The 19,771-nt window shown below is 67.1% G+C and carries 18 protein-coding genes; 8 read left to right on the plus strand and 10 right to left on the minus strand.

Features of this window, described 5'->3' with window-relative positions; translation table 11 throughout:
• Positions 1–37 precede the first annotated feature (37 nt).
• Both VNF92_13010 and VNF92_13015 read right to left on the minus strand, forming a co-directional pair.
• Positions 38–1,024 (minus strand): sugar phosphate nucleotidyltransferase, encoded by a 987-nt coding sequence (locus VNF92_13010; GenBank protein HVA58794.1) that lies wholly within the window; start codon positions 1,022–1,024, stop codon positions 38–40.
• The gene (locus VNF92_13015) at positions 1,021–1,422 is read right to left on the minus strand and encodes a cupin (GenBank protein ID HVA58795.1); all 402 of its coding nucleotides are present in this window, start codon (positions 1,420–1,422) and stop codon (positions 1,021–1,023) included. Before VNF92_13015 ends, VNF92_13010 begins: the two co-directional genes overlap by 4 nt.
• A 387-nt stretch (positions 1,423–1,809) precedes the next feature.
• Between VNF92_13015 and VNF92_13020 the strand changes: the two genes are divergently transcribed.
• On the plus strand, positions 1,810–2,340 hold the full coding sequence (locus tag VNF92_13020; GenBank protein HVA58796.1) for a tyrosine-protein phosphatase: 531 nt from the start codon (positions 1,810–1,812) through the stop codon (positions 2,338–2,340).
• A gap of 113 nt (positions 2,341–2,453) precedes the next feature.
• On the opposite strand, the gene VNF92_13025 is transcribed toward VNF92_13020, so the two are convergent.
• Complete coding sequence (locus VNF92_13025) at positions 2,454–5,633, minus strand: M1 family metallopeptidase (GenBank protein HVA58797.1); 3,180 nt, start codon at positions 5,631–5,633, stop codon at positions 2,454–2,456.
• Between the two features lie 61 nt (positions 5,634–5,694).
• Between VNF92_13025 and VNF92_13030 the strand changes: the two genes are divergently transcribed.
• Positions 5,695–6,762, plus strand: coding sequence for a hypothetical protein (locus tag VNF92_13030; protein ID HVA58798.1), 1,068 nt, complete (start codon positions 5,695–5,697; stop codon positions 6,760–6,762).
• A 107-nt stretch (positions 6,763–6,869) separates the two neighbouring features.
• Here the strand turns inward: VNF92_13030 and VNF92_13035 are convergent, their stop codons facing one another.
• Positions 6,870–9,602 (minus strand): prolyl oligopeptidase family serine peptidase, encoded by a 2,733-nt coding sequence (locus tag VNF92_13035; GenBank protein ID HVA58799.1) that lies wholly within the window; start codon positions 9,600–9,602, stop codon positions 6,870–6,872.
• Positions 9,603–9,771: 169 nt separating this feature from the next.
• On the opposite strand from VNF92_13035, the gene VNF92_13040 reads away from it, so the two are divergent.
• Complete coding sequence (locus tag VNF92_13040; GenBank protein HVA58800.1) at positions 9,772–10,590, plus strand: undecaprenyl-diphosphate phosphatase; 819 nt, start codon at positions 9,772–9,774, stop codon at positions 10,588–10,590.
• On the opposite strand, the gene VNF92_13045 is transcribed toward VNF92_13040, so the two are convergent.
• The 6 genes from VNF92_13045 to VNF92_13070 form a co-directional block, all read right to left on the minus strand.
• The gene (locus VNF92_13045) at positions 10,580–11,116 is read right to left on the minus strand and encodes a F0F1 ATP synthase subunit delta (protein ID HVA58801.1); all 537 of its coding nucleotides are present in this window, start codon (positions 11,114–11,116) and stop codon (positions 10,580–10,582) included. The genes VNF92_13040 and VNF92_13045 overlap by 11 nt on opposite strands.
• Entirely contained in the window at positions 11,116–11,706 is a 591-nt protein-coding gene (gene atpF, locus VNF92_13050; protein HVA58802.1) for a F0F1 ATP synthase subunit B, read from the minus strand. Before atpF ends, VNF92_13045 begins: the two co-directional genes overlap by 1 nt.
• Positions 11,707–11,768: 62 nt before the next feature.
• Positions 11,769–12,050: an ATP synthase F0 subunit C gene (gene atpE / locus VNF92_13055; GenBank protein HVA58803.1), complete on the minus strand. Its 282-nt coding sequence runs from the start codon at positions 12,048–12,050 to the stop codon at positions 11,769–11,771.
• A gap of 193 nt (positions 12,051–12,243) precedes the next feature.
• A complete protein-coding gene (gene atpB / locus VNF92_13060; GenBank protein ID HVA58804.1) occupies positions 12,244–13,218 on the minus strand; it encodes a F0F1 ATP synthase subunit A in 975 nt (324 codons plus the stop codon).
• Positions 13,215–13,562 carry a hypothetical protein gene (locus tag VNF92_13065; protein HVA58805.1) on the minus strand — a complete coding sequence of 116 codons (348 nt, stop codon included), beginning with the start codon at positions 13,560–13,562 and terminating at the stop codon, positions 13,215–13,217. The genes atpB and VNF92_13065 overlap by 4 nt, the downstream gene beginning before the upstream one ends.
• The gene (locus tag VNF92_13070; GenBank protein HVA58806.1) at positions 13,559–13,771 is read right to left on the minus strand and encodes an AtpZ/AtpI family protein; all 213 of its coding nucleotides are present in this window, start codon (positions 13,769–13,771) and stop codon (positions 13,559–13,561) included. The genes VNF92_13065 and VNF92_13070 overlap by 4 nt, the downstream gene beginning before the upstream one ends.
• Positions 13,772–14,242: 471 nt before the next feature.
• Here VNF92_13070 and VNF92_13075 point away from each other — a divergent pair, with 471 nt between their 5' ends.
• The 5 genes from VNF92_13075 to VNF92_13095 all read left to right on the plus strand — a co-directional run.
• Positions 14,243–14,704, plus strand: a complete 462-nt coding sequence (locus VNF92_13075; GenBank protein ID HVA58807.1) for a BsuPI-related putative proteinase inhibitor — start codon at positions 14,243–14,245, stop codon at positions 14,702–14,704.
• A gap of 43 nt (positions 14,705–14,747) precedes the next feature.
• Complete coding sequence (locus VNF92_13080) at positions 14,748–16,358, plus strand: glycosyltransferase family 39 protein (GenBank protein HVA58808.1); 1,611 nt, start codon at positions 14,748–14,750, stop codon at positions 16,356–16,358.
• Positions 16,359–16,464: 106 nt separating this feature from the next.
• A complete protein-coding gene (locus VNF92_13085; GenBank protein HVA58809.1) occupies positions 16,465–17,346 on the plus strand; it encodes a hypothetical protein in 882 nt (293 codons plus the stop codon).
• Between the two features lie 224 nt (positions 17,347–17,570).
• Complete coding sequence (locus VNF92_13090) at positions 17,571–18,578, plus strand: MoxR family ATPase (protein HVA58810.1); 1,008 nt, start codon at positions 17,571–17,573, stop codon at positions 18,576–18,578.
• A 243-nt stretch (positions 18,579–18,821) separates the two neighbouring features.
• A partial coding sequence (locus tag VNF92_13095) for an AAA family ATPase (protein HVA58811.1) occupies positions 18,822–19,771 on the plus strand: 950 nt, incomplete at its 3' end.

Genomic DNA, 19,771 nt, shown 5'->3' on the forward strand with positions numbered 1-19,771 from the left:
CAATAGCCTCGGCGCCGCGACGGCGCGACTGGTCGGGCTACTCCGCGCGGAGCTCCGAGTGGTCGCCCACCGTGGCCTGCCCCGAGAATCCTTCGACCACGGCGCCGTCCCCGATCATCGAATCGTGGATCGTGCTGCGCACGATGCGCGCGTCCGTGCCCACGATCGTGTTGCGGAGCGCCGAGCCCTCGACCGTCGTCCCGGCGCCGATCGACACGTTCGGCCCGATCGTCGCGTTGCGCAGCGTGACCCCATCTTCCACGTACACCGGCTCCACGAACGCGACGTCGGCACCCGCCTTCGGGTGCCGCGCCATGCCACGCTTTTCCAGGATCGTGCGGTTCGTCTCGAGCAACGTGTCGAGCTTGCCCGCGTCGTACCACCCCTCGACGTCGACCACGCGGATCTTCGCCCCGTGGTCGATCATGTACTGGAAGGCGTCGGTCAGGTAGTACTCCCCCTTGTTCTTCGGCGCCTTGAGGACGCGGTCGATCCCCTCGTACAGCAGCCTCCAATCGCGGACGTAGTAGAGCCCGATGTTGGCGCGCTTCGAGATCGGGGTCGAGGGCTTCTCCACGATCTTCGTCATATTGCCGTCGGCGTCGGTCACCACCACGCCGAACCGCTGGTAGTCCTCGACCTCTTTCGTCCAGATGATCCCATCGGCGTCGATCGTGTGGATCACCGACAGATCGGCGTCGAAGATGGTGTCCACGAACACGATCAGCACCGGCTGGTCCACGTACGGCGCGGCCAGCGCCACGGCGCCGGCCGTGCCATCCTGCACCGCTTGCTCGATGAAGACCGAGTCGAACGGATACTTACCGCGCGCGTACGCCTCGACCTTGTCCTTGAGGTGCCCCGTGATGTAGATGACCTGCTCCACCCCGCCCAGCCGCTGCAGATCGTCCATCAGGTAGTCGATCACCGGTTTGCCCGCGATCTTGAGCATGGGCTTCGGGGTGACGTGCGTGTGCGGACGGAGCCGCGTTCCCTTGCCCGCCAGTGGGATGATCACTTTCATGGTGCGCTGGTCCCCTCGCGTCCGTAGCGGTCCTGCAGCCGGACGACGTCATCGAGATTCGCCGTGGAGGCTTCGAGAATGTCGCAATCGGTCACCGCTTCCATCTGGTGCACGGTGAACGGTGTGATGCGATAGGCCTCGCCAAGTTGGAGCTTCACGTCCACCGGCTTGGCGCCGGCCACCAACGCACCGGCCACCGCCGGCAGGTCCCACACCCGATAGATCAACTCACCCGAGAGTAGATAGACGGTCTCGTCCTTGACCTCGTGATACTGCACGGATAGCGCGTGACCCGCTCTGATGTGCAGAATCTTTCCGACGTAACGGTCGGAGTGGGCCCAGATCGTTTCATGCCCCCACGGTTTGGGCACGTGGGTGACGGGAGCGCGGCCGGACATACGAGTTCGGGGTGAAGGACGCCGTAATATGGCACGGGACCGCCCTCGCCGCTCGCCTGCCGCCGTGGCAGCGGCTGCTTCCGGTGGTCAGCGTGCGTTCGCCCACCCGCACCAGACGCACCAGTGGCGTTGCACGACAAGGACACGCCTGGTGGTGCGCCCACCAACGGGCCGCGGACCGCCCGGCATCGATCGGCGCCCATCGCACCTCCGGCCCCGGACGGTGTATCTTTCTTCATTCGAGTTCCCCCCGGCCCGCTGGCGGCCGGGCCCTGACGAGACTTTCCGGTACGGAAGGAACGACCCGTGCGCGACACAGCACATAGCAAGCCGACGACGCGACCCCGCTGGCGGCGGATCGCAAAGCGAACGGGCATTTCTGCGCTGGTGGCAGTTCTCGCCTTGGGCGCCTACTTGGGCTCCCTCCAGCTCACCGGAAACATCCACACCGTGCAGGCGGGCGAGGTCTATCGCTCCGCTCAACTCGACAGCAGCCAGTTCTCGCGGGTCATCCGGACGGACGGCATCAAGTCGATTCTCAACCTCCGGGGCCCGCACCCCCAATCGGGGTGGTACGAGACCGAGGTTGCCGTCGCTGGCCGCCTCGATGTCGCTCATTATGATTATGGTATATCCGCCGAGCGTCCCGTGACGCCCGAGCAGATCGCCGATCTCCTGAAGATTCTCCGCACGGCCCCGAAGCCCATCCTCGTCCACTGCCAGGGCGGCGCGGACCGGTCGGGACTGGTCTCGGCGCTCTACGAACTCGTCATCGAAGGCGTGAGCCCCGCGCAGGCCGCGGCGCAACTCTCCCTACGCTACGGCCACTTTCCCTACCTCGGCAGCAAGACCAACGCGATGGACCACACCTTCTGGGACTACGTGGATCAGCATCAGACCGTCGGGGTTGTTCGCTGACCCTTGGTCTCTGATCGCTCAGGACTCGTCTCGCCCGTCATCCAGCGCGACGGCCTACGCGCGGGACGACTGATCAGGTGGGAGGTCGGAGACCTGAATCCGGTCCTCGACCCCTACCACAGATCCGCAAAACCAAATGTCCACCGCACCGCAATGGTTGCGTGGCCGTGCGTGAGTCCCCCGCCGCCAGCCAACGCCGGTTGCTGCACGATGAGCGGTGCATCCAGCCGGAATGTCACGTCGCGATCGTACAGGCGCCCGCGCAGCGCCAATCCCACGCCGGCGTCGGCCAGGAACGACCCGTTCAACTGATACGTATCGGACGAGGCAAAGCCGGCGTCCCCGAACAGCGAGCCCCAGAGCGACAGTTCGCTGAACACCTGGGTCGCCAACCGCTGCGATAGTTCCCCGTTCGCGGCTACGATCCGCTTGGCCGTGAGCGCCTGATCGTAGCCGCGCAGCCCAGCGCCCCCCAGCGGCAGATAGTTCAGCCCCGGCCGCGTGAGAATCGATCCGTTGGGCCGGTACCAGTCGTTCTCGAAGTTGGCGAGCGGATCGGTCGCCGACACATGCAAGGCCCGCTGGGCGGGCGGGTCGTTGCTGAGACCGCCGTACAGCCGCAACGCCAGGCGCTCGTCGCCGGCATCCCACGTGTTCATGCTCCCGACCGCCAGTTCGACGCGCCCGTACGCGCTGGAAGCCCCTGCGAGCGTCGGCGTCGCGCCCTCGCCCAGGAAGCCGATTTGCGGTCCCTGCCCCGGGCTCGCGGGCGTGACCGGCCGATAGAGGTACCGGTCGCTCGGTAGCGGCGAGAACCCCAATGCAACGTCGGCCACGACCGACACGTCCCCGTCTCCCGCGTCAAACGCCGCCGCCGGCGCGCGCAGGCTGAACGCGCCGTTCACCTCGGTGAGCGACCGTCGCTCCCAGTAGGCCGGCACCATCGCCTGGTCATAGATGTAGGCGCCCACGGCGCCCAGCGTCGCCGACATGCGCGGGCCGCGGGCCGTCCAGAGCGTGCTCAGGTCCCAGGTCTGGGCGAGGTCCAGCTTGGCGATGCCGTCGAGGAGCGCGCCGCCACCCTTCAATCCCATCAGCGGACGATCGGCATCGGGGATATATGGATTTTCGAATCGCAACCACCCCTGCACGCGACTGATGCCCACGGGGACCGCGCCGGAGGCCGTCGCCCTCGATGCGCTCGTCACCGCGAGCCCGAAGTCGTACCGGTCCACCAGGTTCAGGTAGCTGGTCCGCGCTCGCATCCCCAGCGTCAGCGCCCCGGTCTCGGAATACCAGACCAGCGGTGACAGGGCCACGAGGGAGTGATCGCGGCTGGCCTGGTCCAGGAATGGCCAGTCGAACACCGCCTGCGCGCCACTCAGCCCGAACAGCGCTGGGCCCACCACGTCGTTCCGCCGGTCCCAATCGTACGTGGTGTGCCACGGGTCGAGCCGCACCTCGAGCGGTTTGCCCGCCGTCGTGATCGAGACCGTCTGCTCGTCGGGCGCGTGGGCGCCTCGCGCGATCGTCCACCCGCTGTCGGTCCGCACCCCCACCGGCATCGGGTGCTCGTACGCGCCGCGGCGCACGATCGTGGCCTGTGTGAGCCACCGGCCGTCCGGCTGCTGCGAGGTGGTGGCCTCCGTGAGCGCGTAGTCCACGAGGCCCACGCGGTGTACCCATTCGTCGAAGAACCAGTCCAGCTTCCGCCCAGACACCCGTTCGGCCGATGCCTCCATCGCCCGTTCGTCCACGTGCTTCAGTGCCCACCGATTGTAATAGTCGTGGAAGAACGCCTGGAACACGCTGTCGCCCAGCACGTCGCGCAGCTGCGAGTACATGAGTTCGCCACGGGTGTAGATCATGGCGTTGTACGTGCCGAAGTCACGGAAATCGTAGGCCGGGGTCCCGATGGGCTGGGTGTGCCCCTCGATATCGCGCTGCACCATGCCAAGTCCGCGCGCCTGCTCCGGCGACATCGTGGTGGCGTACGCGCGATAGCCCACGCCCAGCAGCGGCGGCATGGGCGGGCCCAGCTGGGCCAGTTGCTGCGGCGTCTGCCCCAGCGCCCACGACGTCTGGTACGACGTCAGCCCCTCGTCCATCCACCCCGAGCGCCACTCGTTGTTGGCCAGGATGCCGTACGTGAACTGATGCCCCGTCTCGTGCAGGATGAGCGGCAGCCCGTCGCTCCCGTCCATGATCATCATTGGGAACTCGGTGCCGCCCCCCTCCAGCCGGTGCAGGTTCGTGAACGTCGGCCAGGCGTAGGGGCCCCAGATCTTTTCCAGCCAGGCCAGCGCCTGGATGGACCGCCGCACGGCGATACCGTTTCCCCATGTAGAATCATCGCCGGGACGGTACAGGACATTCACGGCCACTGTGTCCCATGTCTTGAAGTGGGTGCGCGGCACCCGCCGCACGAAGATCCCGCCTTCATATCGGTAGTCCGGCGACACCGACCACGCGAAATGGTGTACGTTGCGCGCGAAGAAGCGCACCGCCTTGTCCCCCTCCGGCAGCGCTGCCTCGGGCGCCGGTGGCACACTGTCATAGGCCTCGCGCGGGATGTACAACGTGCCCCACCGCTTCACCCTCTCCCACCCCGGATCTCCCGCCACCGGCACCCCCGTGGCGCCGATCACCTGGTCCGCCGCCACCACCAACGTCACGTCATACGTGCCGAACTCGCCGTAGAGTTCACCCGACGGCACGAACGGATTCGGCTCCCACCCGCCGCGATCGTACACGGCCACTTTGGGATACCACTGTGCGAAATCATAGCTCCGCCCCTTTCGCCCCTGGCGCCTGAGCACGGTGGACGGCCGCGCATCCCACTGCAGATGCACGCGGATCGAATCGCCCGGCGCCACCGGATGCGGGAGGGCGAAGTGCGCCACCGTGCTGTCGCTCGCGCCGGGGTAGTCCGGCGCCACCGGCACACCGTCGAACGTCGGCACGGCCGTGAATCGCTCGTAGCCAAAGTCCGGGTTCTGCAGGTCCTGGAACCGCACGCGCCCCTCGCGCTCGTCCACCGCGCTCCACTTGGATCCCGGACGAAACGCGTTCAGGTACTGGTGGAAGTACATCTCGTGCAGGGTATCGGGCGAGTGGTTCACATACGTCAGGTCGGCCACCCCGTGCACCACGTGGGCCGCTTCGTCCAGCGTGGCCACGATCTGGTAATGCACGTGTTGCTGCCAGTAGCCGACGGTGTCACCCGACGCGGGCGTCGTGTTGGCGCCCTGCTGGAAGGCGAGCAGGAGGGCACAGAGGGCGGTGGTCGTCATGATCCTTTAATCAAGAGCCTCTGGACGAGTCGCGGAATCTCGGTAATAGTAGACGGGAGAAATGTACTCCACCTGCATCTTCTGTCACGCGCCGCTGGGCGACAACGACGCCATCGAGCACTTCCCGGTGGGGCGACGGCTCGCGTTCGACGCCGACAAGGGACGCCTGTGGGTGATCTGCGGCAGCTGCGCGCGCTGGAACCTCACCCCGCTCGACGAGCGATGGGAAGCGATCGAGGAGGCCGAGCGCATCTTTCGCGCCACCCGGATGCGTGTGACGACGCAGAACATCGGCCTCGCCCGGCTGGCGAGCGGCGTACAGCTCGTCCGCATCGGCAACCCACTGCGTCCCGAATTCGCCGCCTGGCGTTATGGCTCGCGGTTTGCTCGCCGGCGGCTCAACGTCCAGCTGGCGACGAGCCTCACGGCAGCGGCCGCGGGCATCGCCGGCATCGCGCTGGCCCCGGTACTCGTCCCAGCGCTCGTCACGAGCACGATGTCCATCGTCGCCTTTCCCGGCTTCACGACCATCGCCGGCGCGATCCCCGTGATCGGAGCACTCGCTGCCCGCGACTACCTCCTCGACGATCGTGTGGTGGCCCGGTTCCGGAAAGGCAGGCGGGTGCTCACGGTGCGCGCACGCCACACGCGCGACGCTGAGTTCCACGTCGCCGGCGACTACCCCACGCTGCGCCTGCCCCACGAGGACGGCTGGACGTATTTCGACGGCGGCGAGGCGCTGCACCTGGCCACCGTGCTGCTGGCCGGCGCTAACCGGTTCGGTGGGTCGAACGTCCGCGTGGGCGACGCGGTAGCCCGCATCGAGCGGGCGGGTGACGCATCCAATTTTCTCCGCGAGGCGTCGCGGGCCGTGGAGTGGCGTGAAGGCCGCGTGATGTCGGTGCTCAACAGCCTGCGCGGCTTCGGCGCGCTCCACCTCTCACCCACTGAATGCCTGGCCCTCGAGATGGCCATGCACGAGGAATCCGAGCGCCGGGCCCTGGAAGGCGAGCTTGATCTCCTGGCCGACGCGTGGCGCGAGGCCGAGCAGATCGCCGCCATCGCCGACAACCTGCTCACTCCCAGCGGATTCGAGGCGCTCAGCCGTTTGCGCCCATCGGAGGGGTAGGACCGGCGGGGCCGCGGCCCCCGCAAACGAGAACGGCTCCGGGTCAGGAACCCCGGAGCCGCCCTCCCCACGTCCGACGGTCACGGTCGCCGCCCGGCCCATCCGGCCTATCGCCGATCGGGCTGGGGCGCCGCCACCACGGTGATCTGGTCGCCGTTCCCGGCCTTCCACTCGCCGGCGTGCTTCACGTACAGATCCAGCCACGCCGTCCACCGCGCCCACTGGTCGAGCACCGTCTCGCGGATCAGCGGCCCGTGGTCTTCATATGGATACATATATAGAGCCGCGGTCTTCCCGAGCGCCCGGAAGGCCTGCATCATCCGGATTGAACTGATCGGGTCGGTGCCCACGTTCTGGTCCTCGCTCGAGTGGTACATGAGCACCGCGCCCTGCACCTTGTCGGCGTAGAAGAACGGCGACATCTCCTCGTAGGTCTTCTGCGCCTCCCAGAAGCTGCGCCGCTCGTTCTGGAAGCCGTTGGGCGTGAGCGAGCGGTTGTACATGCCGTCGCCCGCGATCCCCGCCTTGAAGAACGGCGTGTGCGCCAATGCGTTCATCGTGCTGAACGCTCCGTAGCTGTGACCGCCAATGCCCAGCCGCGAACGGTCGATGTAGCCATCCTTGTCCAGCGCGTCGATCACCGCCGAGAGATCCATCACCAGGTCGGAAACGTAGTTGTCGTTCATCCGCCCTTCGGCGCCCACGATCGGCGGGTCGAAGTCCACCACCGCGTAGCCCTGCGTCACCAGATACTCGATCGTTCTCGGCGCGGCCACGGGGAATTGATTCACGTTCTCCATCCGCAGCGTGTGGTCGTATTCCGTTTGGCTGGTGTACTCGTAGGGATAGAACCAGAACATCCCCGGCAGTCGAGTACCATCCTTGTAGCCGTCGGGCAGCGTCAGGTTCACCACGAAGTGGAATCCGTCGGCTCGCGTCACCTCGACGCGTTTGCGCACCGCGCTCGTGAACTCCGGCGTGTAGTCCTTGTTGTCCGTGAGTCTGGTGAGCTGCCCGCCTTGCCGCGTCCACAGGTAGTCGTCGGGCACCTGTGTCTTCGTCTCCCGCATCACCACCGCCCGCGCGAAGTCGTCGTCGAGCGGCGCCACGATCGTCTCCCACGCGTCGCTCGGCCCTTCGAAAACCCGGACTTTTTCGCCGCCCGCGATCGGGTACCGGTCCACGAACGTGCGCGGCGCGGTCTGGAGGAAATCCTTGGCATACTGGGTCCCCTGCAGATAGATCCCACCGTCCGGAGACTCCATCGCCACTTCTCCACCTTGCGTGCCGCGGCGCAGCAGCATCGCGCCTGGATTGTTGTAGAACGCCGCGTCATCGACTCCACCGCGACCGCCGCCCCCGCCGAATCCGCGTCCGCGCCGTCCCGAGTTGAAGGTCGGCGTGAAGTCGCGTTGGTGGATGATCAGGTGCTTCTGGCCGGGCGCGGCGAGGTTCACCGCAAAGATTTCGCCCTGGCCGCTCACTGTCTGACCGATGAACAGCGTCTTGGCGTCGTCGCTCCATGCAAGCTGGCTGATCGCCCGGTCATTCGTGTAGACCACCTTGGCATCATGCGGGCCGAACGGCGGCATCCACTCCACGACCCGCTCGGGACGGCTCGCCACGGCACCACCGCGGCCACCGCGCCCGCCCCCACCACCACCCATGCCGCGCCCCGCGCCGCTCGCGGAATCGCCCTCCGAGGCCACAGACTCCACGTAGTACATCCCGGCGCCCGCCGGCATCCAGTCCAGGAATTTCTTGCCCGGTGGGCCGTTGGCCCCGCCGCGGCCGCCGAATCCGGCGCCGGCCTGCGTGGTGTCCGGGCCCTCGCGCAGCGGACGATCCCACAACTCGACCACCGTCTTGCCTGTGGCGTCCCACAGTTGCTCCCTGGTGCCGAAGCTCGAATACTGCACGACGTACGAGAACGGCCGCTGCATGGTCGTCACGCGGAAGTACTGGCCGTCGGGCGACACGTCCACCGACTCGAACATTCCCGGCGCGCCGATCCTGCGGAACGCGTGCGTCTTCACGTTCACCACCGCCAGTTGCCCGGTCACGTAGTACTGCATCAGGTCCTTGTCGTACGGCTCGTCGAGCAGGCTGGCGAAATTCCGCTGCGGCGATTTCACGCCGTCCTGCCACTCCCGAACCAGCGGCCCCGTGGCGACCTCTGGCATCCGGGGCTCCGGTCCGCGCGCGTCGGGCACGAACACCGCAACCACTCCGCTGCCGTCGGCTGTCCAATCGATGCTCGTGACTAGCGTGGCAAGCAGGGGGGACTTCGACACCTGCATCGACTTCCCGGTGGCGGCGTCGGCCACGTACACGTACGAGCCGTCGTCGAAGTCGGCGATGTAGGCCACCTGCCTGCCATCGGGCGACCAAACGGGCCCGCTCACGGCAGCGCCGTTGGGAAGCTGCACGGCCGTGCGCTTGCCCGTGGTGGCATCGACAATCGACAGCCCCGCCGACGCCCGCGTGGTGAGTGCCCGGGCGCGGTTGGCCTTGGGGTCCACCTGCAGCCCGCCAAAGTAGTAGTGGAACTTTCCGAACGCGTTCAGGTCGCCCATCCCGGGGCCTTCCAGGTCGAGAAAGTGCGTCCGGTCGGGGCTCAGAGCCGTGAGCGATACGTTCTGGTAGCGCGGTGCTGCAACCAGCTTCTCGATCTCGGGGGGCGGCGTGACGTACGTCTCCTTGGCCAGGAGCGCGCGATCGGCCGCGATCTGTCGGGCAAGGTCCTGTCGCTGCGCGTGGAGAATCTGTGCCGTGAACACCACGGCGAGCAGGCCGCGGGGGACGACGCGGCGGAGGCGGAAAGAGGAGAGCCGGGCCATCGGGACCTCGACGGGATGCGGGGGGAAGCGTGGAGGGAGAACGGAGACCGCTTGCAGACACTACGTGGCCGTTTCGTCCTCCGCTGCACCGAACATGGCCCTACGGCGCCTCCCGCGCCATCTTCCGGTATCCGGCGGCTCCAACCCTGCGTCCACCCCGTTTCCCCGCATGCACAACGTCATCTCCGCAATCATTCTCGGTCTCGTCGAAGGCGCCACCGAGTTCCTCCCCGTGTCGTCCACCGGGCACCTCATCCTGGCCGGCCATGCCTTGGGATTCGTCGGCCCGCGCGCTGACGCCTTCGAAATCATCATCCAACTCGGCGCCATCATGGCCGTGGTCTGGCAGTATCGGGAGTTGCTCCTGCGCACGGCGCGCAATGGGATCTCGGTGCCCGAATCGCGGCGGCTCATCCTCGCCCTCTTCATCGCCTTCCTCCCAGCCGCGATCGTGGGACTCGCCACGCACCATTGGATCACCGACCATCTGTTCGTGCCGCCGGTCGTGATCGGGGCGTTCATCGTGGGCGGGCTGGTGATCCTGGCGATCGAGAAGTGGAAGCCCACGCCCCGCATCGAGACGGTGGTGCAGATCGGTTACACCACGGCACTCTGGATCGGTGTCGCGCAGGTGTTCTCACTCGTGCCAGGCGTGTCGCGCGCTGGGGCGACGATCATGGGCGCACTCCTCGTGGGTGTGGCCCGGCCGGCGGCGGCCGAGTTCTCGTTCCTGCTCGCCATCCCGGTGATGTTCGCCGCAACCGGGCTGGAGCTGTGGGAGAACCGCCACCTGCTGTCGTCGTCCGACGCGATGATCCTGTCTATTGGATTCGTAGTGGCGTTTGCCAGCGCGCTCGTCGTGGTGCGGTGGCTCATTCGCTTCGTGTCGCACCGCTCGTTCGACGTCTTCGCCTGGTACCGCATCGCGTTCGGCCTGGCGCTGATCGCGCTCATGGCCTCGGGCCACGCCGGGCTGCTCAGCCGCTGAGCAGCGTCGCGCGGAGCAGGCCCAGCCGCTTGCGCATCGACCCATCCATCACGGTGTCGCCGATGCGCACCACGACGCCGCCGAGGATCGCCGGCTGCACGCTAAGGTGGGGGACGATCTTCTTGCCGAAGGCGCGGGACAGCTGCGCCGCGATCATGTCGCGGTCGGCGTCGCTCGTCTCGCGGGCCACTGTGACCATGGCGTGCCGGCGCCCCTCCACCTGGTCCATCAGGTCCATGTAGGCCGCGGCGATGTCGGGGATGAGCATTTGCCGGCGGTTGTGCACCACGGCCTGGAGAAAGAGCACAAAGCGGCGCGGCGCGCCCTTGAACGCGTCGCCGAGCACCTTGTTCTTCTCTGCCGCGGCGATGCGCGGCGACTCAAGGAACAGCCGCAGCGTCCGGTCCTTACCCATGGCGTCGGCCAGCCCGCCGATCAGCGCCTCCCAGCCCGCCAGGTCGTTCCCCTGCTTCGCGAGCGCGAACAGCGTTTCGGCGTAGTTCTCGGCGATCGTGGTGTCGCGCATCAGAGCGTGGCCTTGGCCGGCTTGAGCGTGGACAGGAAGCGCTCCACGAGCGTCCGGTTCTTGGCACTGTCAAGGTTCTCCTCGATCACGCGGCCGGCGCCGGCGATCGCCATTTCCACGGCCTCGCGCCGCAGGTCGGCCACCGCGCGTTCCTTCTCGCGGCGGATCTCATCCACCGCGCGCTCCACCGTCGCCTGTTGCTCGGCCCGCGCCTTCTCGAGTATGTCGTTGCGCATCTTGTCGGCCACGGTTCGCGCCTCGGCGATCAGCTTCTGCGCGTCGCCGCGCGCGGCTTCGATCTGCGCCTGGTACTCAGCCAGGAGTTTCGCGGCCTCGTCACGATCGCGCTTGGCGGCGGCCAATGCCTCCTCCAGCGACTTCTCGCGGGCCTCGACGGCCGCCGTGATCGGCTTGAACGCGAACTTGGTGAGCAGGAAAAACAGCACGAGGAAGATGAGCAGCGTCCAGAACATCAGGTTGTTCTTGAGGCTCACCAACGAGTCCCCCGCCCCCTGTGCTTCCTGGGCCAGCAACGGCGAGGCGACAAGCGCCATCGAGACGGCGTAAGCGATCGAACGCATGAAACGCATGGAATGTCCGGTGTGATTGGTGGTTGGTGGCGCCCGCCCCGGGGCGGACGCCGCCGCCCGCGTTAGGCCTTCACCATGACGATCAGCACCGACACGACGACGGCGAACAGCGCCACGCCCTCGATGAGTGCCGAAAGAACCATCGCGTAGGTGAAGATGGAGCCCTTCTCCGCTGGCTGACGCGCGATGCCGTCCATGGCCGAGCCGCCGATCCGGCCGATGCCTATGCCGGCCCCGACGGCCGCCACACCCGCGCCGATTCCGGCGCCCAGCATGGCCCACGCATTCTGGTAACTCTTGCCAAACGTGTCGGTCGCGACCTGCAAGAGCGGAAGGATGTGCATTGTCGATCTCCCTTTGGCGTCGTGAACTGTTTCCGTGCTCCGCACCGACGGCTCTCACCGAAGATGCTGCCCGTCATCGGGACCCGGGTCCCAACGGGCATCTCCGGTCGCTCGACCGGATACTCGGTGCGCCCTGGAGCCCTGACCGCGCACCGTCCTACCGTCCTACCGTCCTACCGTCCTACCGTCGCCATCAATGATGCGCCGTCCGGATCTGCCCGATGAACACCGCGGTGAGCAGCGCGAAGATGAACGCCTGAATGAAGCTCACCAGCACTTCGAGAAGCATGATCCCGAGCGCCATGGGAATGGGCCCCAGGAACGCGATCGCCCAACTCCCGAACAGGAGCGCCAGGCCGATCATCGTCAGCACGATCACGTGCCCCGCGATCATGTTGGCAAAGAGCCGGACGGTGAGCGCGAACGGCTTGGTGAACTTGCCGATGATCTCCACCGGCGTCATGATGAGAACACTCAAGGGGAGCTTGATCGCAATCCCGAGATCGCTCGGCCAGTACACGATTGTCTTCATGTACCCGGCGGGCCCGAGGGCGATCATCCCCGCCGTTTCGGTGGCGATGAACGCGCAGGCGGCAAGCGTCGCGTTGACCCCGAGGTTTCCCGTCGGCGTGGACCCGTAGGGAAGCAGCCCCATCAGGTTCATGAACAGGATGAAGAAGAAGAGGGTGAGCACGAAGGGGATGTAGGCCGCGCCGTGCTCGCCGAGCGCCTCCTTGAATACCCCGCGGAGAAGCAGCACGACCGACTCCATGCCCGCCGCGAAGCCCGTGGGGTGCCCGTGCTCCCGGGTGGCCCGGGCATGCGAACGGGCCGCCCCCACCAGGGTGAGCAGGCAGAGGCCCGCCGCCACGACCATGAAGAACACGAATTTGGTGGGGCCCAGGTCGATGGTCGTGTTGCCGATGTTCACCGGCCAGCTCGGCAGGTGCCAATCGCACTCCCATTCCTTGTTGAAGCAGGGAAGCTCGACGGTCTTGGAATCCGTGATGTGCGGCATGATGAGGTCGGCGGGGCCGAGCGCGTGCTTGGGCACCGGCGCCTGCACCGGCGCCGCCGCCGACGCGCGTGCTGCCGCCTCCTGGGCCGCGGCGGGCATCGGAAGCGCCGCCGCCACCACCACCATCGCAAAGAGCGAGCGAAATCTCATTTGAGCAGCAGGAGAGGTTCGATCAGAGTCGGGAGAAACAGGAACGTCGCACATCCGATGAGCGCCGGCACCAACGGAAACGCCAGCACCTTCACCACCAGCACTGCGTAAACCACCAACGTGCCCAACCGCAGCAGGCTGCCCACACCCCACGCCACCCACACGCTGCGCCGCTTGAGCAGTCGGGCGAGCAAGAACGACGCCAGGTGAACGCCGAACACGACGGCCGCCGTCACCGCGAGGGCCCCGTGGTCCGAAGGCGTCGTGAACAACAGCATCAGCGCCGCCATCGAAGCGCCGATCAACCCCGCCGCCGCGAGGGCGAACAGCGCGAACACCTTCATCGCCCGTCCCGCTCGCCATCGTGCTGCGCTGCCGTCGCCCGCTTGTACATCGAGTAGAAGCCCCCCGCCGTGCCGGCGAACGTGCACCCAATCGTGAACCACGGCGAACTGTGCAGGCGATTGTCGAGCCACACCCCAGCGAACACGAAGACCACGATCGTCATGCCGAACTGCAGCCCGATACCGGCGAACTCGGCGCCCGCCGGCATCGAGCGCTTCGCGGGCGGAAATTGCGGCGGCTTCCGCCCCCGGTTTGGCTCGCGATCGCGGTCCATTTCCGCCCTGAAACTAGGACTTTGTGAAATTTTTCGCAAGCGATCCGGGCAGCCAATCAGGCCGGCCAATCCACCCCGAAATGGACACCGCTTCGAGATCCAGATTGGCTCCCCTCGCAGAGCACCACGCCGGCCCAACGCCGGAGGGGCTGCACACCGATGGAAGCGCCCTCTGCGGCCTTTCCGCCCTGCGCTTTCGTCCCTTTCGTGATCCGGATCGCGTCCGCGCTGTCCCACTTCCGGACGTCGCCGCAAACCCACCCAAGTGCCAGTCCAGTCGTCGGATGCGCCGTTACCTTCCGTGTTGACGGTTCGTCACTTGGTTGATAAGTTGCCCAAGCAAAGATTTGTGATCGGGACGCGCCATCACAAATCTGCAACGCCGCCCCGCCCCACCCCGTCTCGATGAACTCCCGTTTCGCCATCTCTCTGCTCTGCGCTGGAGCCATTGGCATCGCCTGCGCCTCACGCGCGCATACCGAAGACGCCACTCTGCCCGCCAAGGCGCAGTCGATCGACGGGCACCCGAAAATCAAATCGTTCCTCGACGTCGAACGCCACGGTAACGGCGTGCGCTTCGCACTCCATGTGGTCAATACGGGTTCCCAGAACGTCGAGTTCGATTTTCCCAACGGCCAAGCGTACGACTTCATCGTGCTCGACTCCCTCGGCCGCCAGGTGTGGCAGTGGGCACACGCGCGTATGTTCACGCAAACCACGCAGATCAAGTACGTGAATGCCGGGCAGGAATTCGAAGTCGCCGAGAATTGGAAGCATCCGCCGGCGGCCGGTCGCTATACCGCGGTCGCCACGCTCACCAGCACCAACTTCCCGGTGAGCGAGCGCGTCGCGTTCACGGTTCGGTAGCCGTTCCGTCCCGTCAGCGCCCCACGTCTGGCCGGACAGCGCGATGACCGAGGCGCCACCGCCTCCGACCATAGGTTCCACCCCGCGCCCCCGGCTTGCCACGCGCACCATCGCCGCGTTCGCCGCCGTCAAGGTCGCACTCCACATGGTCGTACTGGCCATCACGCCCTACGGCCTCCAGCGCGACGAGTTCCTCTACTTCGCGATGGGCGACCACCTGCGCTTCTGGCGCATGGACTTCCCGCCGTTCATCGCGATCATGGCCAATCTGCAAACGGCCCTGTTTGGCCACACGCCGGCCGCAGCCCGCGTGTTCCCCGCCCTCGAAGGAACGGTCGTCCTCGTGCTTGCCGCGGTGATCGCGCGCGAGTTGGGTGGCGGAGCCTTCGCCCAGGGGCTGGCCGCGCTCAGCGTGCTCTGCGGCGGGATCTTCCTGCGACCGAGCAACCTGTTCCAGCCCGTGGTGCTCGACCAGCTCTGGTGGACGCTCTCGCTGTACGCGCTCCTCCGGGTCGGCCGCGCGAGCACCGATGCAGCAGGACCCCATGGCGCGACATCGGCGCGCCGTTGGTGGATCGCGTTCGGCCTCGCCATGGGCCTCGGGCTGCTCACCAAGTTCAGCATTCTGTTCCTGGGCCTCGCGGCGCTTGGCGCACTGATCGCGACGCCGCTCCGAAGGTGGCTCGCCACGCCGTGGCCCTACACCGCGGCAGCGATCGCCTTCGCTATCGGCAGTGCGAGCATCGTCGGGCAGATCGTGCTCGGCTATCCGGTGGTGGGCCAGATGCACGATCTTGCGGCGTCTCAGTTGGTGCACGTGAGCTGGCTCACGTTCGTCGCCGCACAGCCGTTCATGATCGGGTTCGCGGCCTGGCCCCTGGCCGTGGCCGGCGGCGTCGCACTCGTCGCGTGGACACCCCTGCGGCCGTATCGCGCCGCGGGCTGGGCCTGTGGCTTCGCCTTCCTGATCCTGCTGGCCCTGCACGGCAAGGCGTACTATATCGGACCGATCTACCCCACCCTGCTCGCCGCTGGCGCCGTCTGGCTCGAGCGAATGGGGGCACCGCCCGCGCGGTCGGCGCGCCCCGCGGTCTCGTGGGCGGTCGCCGTGGTGATACTCCTCGAAGGCGCCTTCCGCCTCCCCATCGCCCTGCCGATGCTCTCCAAGGAGGCCACCGCCCAATACGCGGTGCGCAACGGCATGGAGTGGGCGCTCGGCACCAACCGCGGCGGCACCGATCTGTTGCCGCAGGATTTCGCCGACCAGCTCGGGTGGAGGCACCAGGCCGCGACCGTGGCACGCGTGTATCACGCGCTCACGCCAGAGGAACAGCGCGTGACGGTGATCACCGGCGGCAATTACGGCGAGGCCGGTGCAGAGGAGTTCTACGCTGGACAGTACGGGCTGCCGCCGGTCGTGTGCGCATGCGGGTCGTACTGGTTCTTCGGGCCCGGCAGCCGTCCCGGCAAGGTGCTGATCGCCGTGCGCAGCGACTCGGCGCAACTCGCGTCCGTCTACGGCGATGTGCGACTCGCCGCCCGCATCCGGAGTCCATGGTCGGTGGAAGAGGAGCGGGACGTTCGCATCTGGGTGGCACGCGATCAGAAGCGTACGCTGCAAGCAGTGTGGCCGCGGCTTGCCCGGCGGAATTAAGGAGTCGTGAGCAGAAGGCGGCAGTAAACCTCCGCTCTCCGCACTTCGGCACCTCCCGCGCTTTCGCGAGTACGACGCCAGAATCAACGTGAGACTGGAGGTTCAGATGTCACTGCGCACCGCGCATGGGTGGTGGATGACCGGCGCCGCGATCGCGATCGTCGTCGCGGGTTGCTCTTCCGGTTCGCGCCCCACTGCGCCCGCTTCAGCCAGCCACTCGGCCGCGCTCGTGGTGGCCGCCAACTTTCAGCGCCTGGGCGACTCGGTGACCGCCGTTCACGGCGACACCGATGACGCTGGCCGCTATTATGGCGCCGCCGCAGTGCTGCGCCGGGTGCCCGTGTTCGACACCATCACGATCATGGTCGATCACGCGCCGATGACGTTCGATGCCGTCGCCCTGGCCGTAGACGACACCGGTAGTCTTGCCGGCTGCCCGATACCTCCCATGGACGACGACTCCGACGCGCAATACGAGTGCCCGTGGGGCATGCCCCGCATGACGCGCACGCTGTTCGCGTGGCAGCCCGGCGACGCGCGACACATCGTCCAGATTGTCGCGTTGGCAGACACGGGGGCCATCGGCCTGCCGCCCTTCGGCCGGCCGCCCCGGAGCGATACCGCCGGAATCGCGGTGCCGGCACGGCTCAAGTACTTCGACGGCGCCGGCGGCACGTGGTGGGGTAGCGCCGGCTCGCAGTCCAATTCAGTGACGCCCAACGGGCAGCCGTGTCCGGCGCCGGCGGACACCGCCCGCTCGGATAGTTCCGCCAGTCCTGACCGCGACGGCCATCACTGGGGGCACATGCAGATGGCTACCGTGACCTGCCAGATGGCTTCGTTCAGCTTCGCGTTCACGGGCACGGTGAGCGTCCCTCCGGTCGCCTGGGCGCGCAACACGGCCGCGGGCAGCCACAGCATTTCGCTGGCCACCTCGTCGGTGCCCGGCGCGTACGTCACGCTTGACTTGGCGGTCAAGGGGCCGTGATTCCGCGCGCGGCGTGAGGGTTGGAGACGCGGGCGTCCTGACGCTCAAGAGGGGCTAGGCGTCCCGCGTTTCCCATTGGGAGGGCGGCTGGACACCGCCGACTTTCGACTGAGGGCTTCGAGCTCGGGTTGGGGTGGCGTGACCTGGGCTCTGCTCTTTTCGCAGTCCTGTTCCGGGGGTTAGCTTCCCCACTCCCGCCGTTCGGTCCTCCCACTCCGCGTTCCGTGGCCCCTCAGACATCGCACGCCCCCCGTGACGACCGCGACCTCGAGTTGCTGGCCCAACTGGCCGGTGCGCACCGCGACCTCAAGGCCCAGATCGCGCGCCGCATCGTGGGGCAGCAGCCCATCGTGGACGATCTGGTCACCGCGCTGCTCGCGGGCGGTCACGCGCTGTTGGTCGGCGTGCCAGGGTTGGCCAAGACCCTGCTCGTGCAGACGGTGGCGCAGGCACTGGATCTCTCGTTCTCGCGGGTGCAGTTCACGCCCGATCTCATGCCCAGCGACATCACGGGCACCGAGTTGTTGGAGGAGGACCGTGCGGCGGGACGGCGGTTCTTCAAGTTCGTCAACGGTCCGATCTTCGCGCACATCGTGCTGGCCGACGAGATCAACCGCGCGCCACCCAAGACGCAGGCGGCGTTGTTGCAGGCCATGCAGGAGCACGCCGTGACGGCGGCCGGGCAGACGCACGCCCTGCCCCTTCCCTTCTTCGTACTGGCCACGCAGAACCCCATCGAGCAGGAGGGCACCTATCCGCTGCCCGAGGCGCAACTCGACCGGTTCATGTTTCAGTTGCGGGTGGGGTATCCGTCGCGGGCCGAGGAGGAGCGGATCGTGGCGGCTACGACGAGCGATGAGGAAGTGCAGATCACGCCCCTGCTCACCGCCGATCAGTTGCTGCAACTGCAGCATCTGGTGCGGCGCTTGCCGGCGCCACCCACCGTGGTGAGCTACGCGGTGAAGTTGGCGCGCAGCACGCGCCCGGAAAGCGACGACGCCACGCCGATGGTGAAGAAGTACGTGAGTTGGGGCGCCGGCCCGAGGGCGAGTCAGTACCTGGTGCTCGGGGCCAAGGCGCGGGCCGCGATGGACGGCCGGCCGGTGCCTGATCTGGAGGACGTGAACGCCATCGCCATGAGAGTTCTGGAACACCGGGTGGTGCTGAATTTCCAGGCGGAAGCGGAAGGGGTGAGCGCCGAGCAGGTGATCAGGGTGGACGAACGGCCGTAACGTTCCGCCCCCCAGCACCCGTCGGGAACGCACCGCGGCCCATGGTGCCGCGAAGTCGCCATGACCGGGGACGGCCCCCCGGCGAGAATCCATCCGTATCGCGGGGATTGGGTACTGGCCGTTCTCGATGGTTCGCGCATCCTGGCGAATCGAAACCGAACGCGCCATACTGGGTGTAGCGTCGACAACGCCGCCCGTACAGATTGGCGAGCCCCGCCACGCGCCCCCCCCAACGCGCCGGCCATGATCTTCCTCCATACCCTAGGTGTCATCGCGATTCGCGTCGGCGCCCGTACGGTGCTCCCCAGCGCGTCGCGCGCGTTCGCGTCGTTGATGTTTCTGAGCATGGAGCGCGAGCGGACGGTGATGCGCGACGAGTTTCAATCACTGCTATTCCCGAATCAAAGCGAGCAGACGGCTTCGCATAACTTGCGCCAGCTGCTCTACCGCCTTCGTGGGATTGGCGCTCCCGTGATCACGGAGGACCGCCGGATCATCGTGCCGCCTGAGAGCGTACGCGACGACTTCTCCGCATGCCGCCTCGGTGGCATGCTCGATGCGAAGACCGTGAAAGCCATTGCGTCGGGTGTGATGCCCGGCTATGCCCCGTCGTTCTCGCGACCCTTCTCTCGCTGGGTTGACGACCGGCGCTCGCAGATTGAGCAGGGTCTCATCGGGGTGCTCGTCGCGCAACTCGCGGAGCTGCGTGGCGCGGGTCGCTGGCGCGATCTGGAGCCCGTCGCAACCGCGTGTCTGGCGTTGGATCCGCTGAACGAAGAGGCGACGCTTGCGCTCGCTGAATCCCTGGCGCTTAACGGGCAAAAGGCGCGGGCCGTGCAGCTCCTGGACACGTACATCGAGGAGGTGGGATCATACGGCAAAGACCTCCGGATCCCGGCGCATGTGTTGCGCACGAGGATTTCGGAGCATGTTCCGGATCTGGGCTATCGCCGTTTGGGTCCCGGACCCTTCGTGGGACGTGAAGCGGAGATGGCCGAACTCTGGCGCCACTTTCAACACACCAAGCGGGGCGAGCCGCGAACCGTCGTGATCCACGGGGAGCCGGGAATCGGCAAGACGCGGTTGGCGACCGAGTTCATGAAGGCGGCGGCGCTCGATGGGGCCACGTGTTTGAAAGTGGAGTGCGCACCGCACGACGTACGGCGGCCGCTCGGCGTCTTTGTGGACCTGGT

It is taken from the genome of Gemmatimonadaceae bacterium, assembly GCA_035533015.1.
Classification (GTDB): domain Bacteria; phylum Gemmatimonadota; class Gemmatimonadetes; order Gemmatimonadales; family Gemmatimonadaceae; genus JAGWRI01.